Source organism: Bradyrhizobium sp. P5_C11_2, from assembly GCF_054049755.1.
In genome coordinates this window covers 1-4,629 of record NZ_JBFULT010000585.1, presented here as the reverse complement: position 1 = coordinate 4,629, position 4,629 = coordinate 1, and the positions used below count along the sequence as shown (strand labels likewise).

Below are 4,629 nucleotides of genomic sequence, written 5' to 3'. Positions count from 1 at the left end.
GATCTGGATTGTCTCGCAGCGCTGTCCTCGACCGGCGTTCTTTCCCGAACCGGCGCAGGCACATGCTCTGCCGGCGCGCTTGCTCTGAGCGGGCTTGCAACCGGAACGCAGGATACCGTAATAGGCTACTTCGGCAGCACGACGGCGTCAGCGACCGCGATCAGCAACTGCACGGGCGCGCTGACCTATTCGACGTCTACGCATACGTTCGGCTGTAACGCGGCGGCCGGTACGGGCACCGTCACGTCTGTGGTATGTGGAACGAACCTGGCCGGCGGCACCATCACAACGACGGGACAGTGTGATCTTGATCAAACTGCTTGGACAAGTTTTTCCGGAACTGTTTCCGCATCGTGCTCTGGGGGCACTTTCACCGTAAATACGGCTCGGTACAAGAACTGGGGTAAGACGGTTTTCTGGGAGATGGATCTAACCGTTGCCAGCGGCTCCTGCACGTCAGGAAACATGAGCTTCAATGTGCCATTTACGGCGCAGTCTGGTGGCGGCGGCAGCGGGTTTGAATTCGTCACAAACGGGGTCGCTGTCCCCTGCTGGATTCAGGCTTCTAATGTCCAGATCCTGTGCCGCAACACGGTAGCGTTTGCTTCAACTTCCAGGTTCGCCGTGTCTGGTGTGTTTGAACGGCAATAGTCGCCGCCCTGTCGCCACGTACCTCCAACTATGAGCGAGCGCGAACATGATCACTCTGACGATCACATCCGAAAGCGGCGAAAACTTTGTGGTTCGCTTCCAGAGTAAATCGGGACACAGCGCTGACGGTTCGCCGATCTGGCAGGATAGCGAGGTGACCACGGAAGTTGGTCAATCCCAGCGGTACGGCCTGGATAGCAACTTTCGCCTTGTTGTCGAAACACCTTCCGAGCCGGTTAAAGATGATGGCTGAGCATCGAGAGACGAACTCGACGGCCGTAGCGCGAGCCCAAATTGCTTACCGCACGCTGAGGTGTCTCGTCCCGGTAGGCTACCGCCCAACGTCCTACCGGCAGCGACTGCAAGGTCTTGCGAGTAGTGGGCGCGTGTTGCCCAATCAGCGGAAAGCGATCGAGACCATGATTTCAGCGATTGACGCTGCGATGCAGGCAACAGCGATTCAGGTTGGAGCGAGCCAATGAGCGGTACACCGGACAACGCCAGCGGCGTAATTATGTCATCCCCTAAAAGGGCGGCGCCGCAAATGCTCAATGTGCAGGCTGTGCGCGCCGCATCCGGAATCGGGCAGACGCAACAGACGTTCGCGGACGCCATTGGCGTTCCAGTGAAGACACTTCGCAATTGGGAGCAGGGGCGTAGAAAGCCAACCGGGTCTGCACTCGTTTTGCTTCGCCTGATCCACCTCAACCCGCAAGCCGTGATCGGCGCGCTTGAGCGGAAATGAGCGGGTGACTTGATCCGATCTACGCCAGGGGCGGCTTGAACTTAATCAACGGAAATCAAAGCACCTCAGTCGCGCTAGGTGGCTGTTGTGTTGCGCGAATTTCAATCTTTTGCGCATGTTTTGCCGCCTCTTCCGAGTAGAGCAAATCAGAGCAGGACTAAAGCAAATGAAAGCATCTTCGCGGGCTCGGCATGGGGTGGGGTAAAATCTCTTTGGTAAAGGAAATCAAAGGTCTGCCATTCATAGCAATGGGGCCTTCGTGACAGGAAATGACAGGCTCGCCAGAGCCTTGCTCATTTTGGAAATGCCAAGACTGTCGATCCTCTTGAATTATGCAATGCCCTAAAAAGAGAGGGAGCCATCGTCCGCCGATGGCGTAGTTCTGGGACCAATACGCGCGCGCGCGAGGAGCTCGGTGGTCCGCGCAGAGGCAGAAGAAGATTGGCGCCGTTTTCTAACCGGAAATAACGGGCGGCGACGGCTTGAGCGTTGGCTAGAAATGGCAAGGTGGCATGTGAGCAAATGTGAACCTCGGCGTGACAACAAATGACAACATCCCCGACGGCTCCGGGCGCTGGCTGAATTGAAATCAAACAATCAAATGTGAGCCGGCCGGCACATCGCAACTTAACAAACCTAAACATTTCTAACCGAGTCGCCGGGCTTCGCACCGCTGCTGAGGCTGATGTGCACCGTGTCCGCCGCTGGCGTAATTTCTGCGCAGTACGCGCGCGGACGATGGCAGGAATTGGTAGGGGGCCAGTCGGGACCAGTCAGCTATGGAAAGTCCTGCTGCCTCAGTGGTGTAGGCAATAAAATACTGCCCTAGTCGTCATGCAGCGGGTTTGCCACAATCGGCCGCTTCCCCTTCTTCCGTAGCAAGTCGTTGAAGGCCTCGATCGCGAGCGCGTTGAGCGTCGTGTCGGATTCCGCGGCCAAGATCCTCAGCGCTCGCCACCCCTCGGGGTTCATCCTAACCAACAACGCCTTGAACGCCCCAGGATCGCGCGACGAAAGGCGGCCGACTTTCTTGCGGGGCATGCTGTGGTTCTCATCGGCGCCAGCCCAAACCGCGCTAAGGCGGTCGCGGGCTCGGTTGAAGGGGTGTCGAGCCTAGCTCGACATGGCCTGATGATACAGAGGAAGAACAGCTGCCGGATCGATCTGTGCTTGCGTGATAGCACAATATTAGATAGCTATTGATAACGCTTCTTCTCGCTAGCTATGGAACTCAAGCAATGACTTCCCTTCCAGTGCTTGCCGACGCCTTCAGCCTGCCCGCGGCCATTGCCCCCGACCTGGCCGCTGCCGTCTCGTATGCCAAGGCCGAGAAGGCGCCAGCCACGCGCATGGCCTATGAGACCGACTTTCGGCTGTTCCGCACCTATTGCGAGGAGAAGGCCGCCAGCGCGTTGCCGGCACTACCTGAGACCGTGGCGGCATATCTGGCGCACGGCGCCGAGGAAGGCGCAAAAGCCTCCACGCTCGGCCGGCGCCTCGCCGCAATCCGTTACGCGCACAAGCTGGCCTCGCTGCCGACGCCTACCGATTCCGAGGCCGTCAAGGCGACGCTCCGCGGTATCCGCCGCAGCATTGGCGCCGCCAAGGTCAAGAAGGCTCCGGCTGTCGCCGCTCGGATCAAAGCCATGGTTGCCGCGTGCCCCGCCACGATTGCCGGCAAGCGCGACCGCGCGCTGTTGCTCCTGGGGTTCGGCGGTGCGTTCCGCCGCTCGGAGCTCGTCGCGCTCGACGTCGAGCATATCGAGGAGACGCCAGAGGGGCTTTTGGTGCTCATTGCCAAGTCCAAGACCGACCAAGATGCAGAGGGCGTGACTATCGCCGTGGCGCGCGGATCCGCCGAGGCTTGCCCCGTTGTCGCCCTGCGCGACTGGCTCGAGGCTGCCGGCATCGATGCAGGCCCGGTATTCCGGCCGATCAATAAGGCGGGGGTGGTCAGCGCCGAGCGCCTGACTGACCAATCGGTCGCTCTTATCGTGAAGGCCTACGCCGGCCGCGTCGGACTCGATGCCAGCCTGTTCTCTGGCCACTCGCTTCGCCGCGGCTTCCTGACTTCCTCCGCTGCGGCCGGCAAGTCCATCTTCCGAATGAAGGACGTAAGCCGCCACAAATCGGTGGACACGCTGGCTGGGTACATCCAAGAGGCCGAGCTATTCAAAGAGCATGCAGGCGCGGGGCTGCTTTAAAGGACGCGCTGGCAACCAGGCGGCGACAACTGGTCGAGACCGTTGGTATGAGACTTCTAACTGTCCCACTCGTAGCGTTTCAAGCATTCGAAGCGACTGGCCAGCTTCCAGCCTCGCCATGAACGTGGCGGCTTCGGTCGCATTCATGGTGAACACTTCGCCATTCACTATCGCGGAGAAGCAGGCGTGGCAGAACTTGCGAAGGCGGGAACGGCCTCCGTAACCGAAGCTCGACAACGGGAGATCCTGCTCACATCGACGACATGGCTTTGTCATGACACTCTCCATTTGTTGGAAGCGCGGAAACGCGCAACACGGAGCCGAATCCTGAATCGCGGCGAGGCAGCGACAGGGAAAGCCATCGGGATTTCACATTGAGAGAGTAGGCGCCGAGTGAGTCGCAGGGCTAATTCACCGGCGGCCGGTGCCGCGCGTTAAGCGTCAACCGACGCGGCCGCGACCAGCGCCGCAGCCGCCGACCATTTCTTGATGGCGAAGCCGACCGCCAGTCCCGGGATCAGGGCGAGCAGCGCCCGCACCGCGAAGAAGACGACGCCTGCGACCACGGCCATGTGCCAAGAGTCGAGTTCCTGGACACGTGCACTTTCGAACTACTTCATGGCCAAGTTGCAGGCGGCCCATAGGGAATGTATGCTGGCCACTTTACGAACCGTGCGTATTTCACAATTCGGATTAATCAAATGGTGGCTCACAAAAGCGACAGGTTTGTCGTTGGCACCCGCTTCAAAATTAATAACCTCGGTGCCCGGATCTGACCAACCGGACCGGTACAGTCATCGAAGTTAGCCTTCGCACCACCGGCATCACGGTGCTGTTCGATGGGTGCGCACGACCAACTTGCCTGCACCATGACTACCTTACGCCCGCGCAGCCCATCCTTGATGCGGACAAGAAAGCGAGCCCCCAACTGAGGCGGCTCAACCCCTCCGCCTATCGACCTCGAATGTGAATTTGACCTGCAGCACCGGGCCACTGTCGTCACGGACCTCGATGGCCATCCCATGAGAC

The 4,629-nt window shown here is 59.6% G+C and carries 6 protein-coding genes; 4 read left to right on the top strand and 2 right to left on the bottom strand.

Annotation, left to right across the window (positions count from 1 at the left end; genetic code table 11):
• The 3 genes from ACXJL8_RS34625 to ACXJL8_RS34615 form a co-directional block, all read left to right on the top strand.
• The coding region (locus ACXJL8_RS34625) for a hypothetical protein (protein WP_456686409.1) at nucleotides 1-651 on the top strand (651 nt) is incomplete at its 5' end.
• A gap of 46 nt (nucleotides 652-697) precedes the next feature.
• A complete protein-coding gene (locus ACXJL8_RS34620; RefSeq protein ID WP_456624358.1) occupies nucleotides 698-904 on the top strand; it encodes a hypothetical protein in 207 nt (68 codons plus the stop codon).
• A 225-nt stretch (nucleotides 905-1,129) separates the two neighbouring features.
• Nucleotides 1,130-1,396, top strand: a complete 267-nt coding sequence (locus ACXJL8_RS34615) for a helix-turn-helix domain-containing protein (RefSeq protein ID WP_456624357.1) — start codon at nucleotides 1,130-1,132, stop codon at nucleotides 1,394-1,396.
• 825 nt (nucleotides 1,397-2,221) lie between these two features.
• Here ACXJL8_RS34615 and ACXJL8_RS34610 read toward each other — a convergent pair.
• A complete protein-coding gene (locus tag ACXJL8_RS34610) occupies nucleotides 2,222-2,437 on the bottom strand; it encodes a ribbon-helix-helix domain-containing protein (protein WP_456624438.1) in 216 nt (71 codons plus the stop codon).
• A gap of 197 nt (nucleotides 2,438-2,634) precedes the next feature.
• Between ACXJL8_RS34610 and ACXJL8_RS34605 the strand changes: the two genes are divergently transcribed.
• Nucleotides 2,635-3,600, top strand: coding sequence for a site-specific integrase (locus ACXJL8_RS34605; RefSeq protein ID WP_456686408.1), 966 nt, complete (start codon nucleotides 2,635-2,637; stop codon nucleotides 3,598-3,600).
• Nucleotides 3,601-4,034: 434 nt separating this feature from the next.
• Here ACXJL8_RS34605 and ACXJL8_RS34600 read toward each other — a convergent pair whose 3' ends face one another.
• Nucleotides 4,035-4,172, bottom strand: a complete 138-nt coding sequence (locus ACXJL8_RS34600) for a hypothetical protein (protein WP_456686407.1) — start codon at nucleotides 4,170-4,172, stop codon at nucleotides 4,035-4,037.
• Nucleotides 4,173-4,629: the final 457 nt, after the last annotated feature.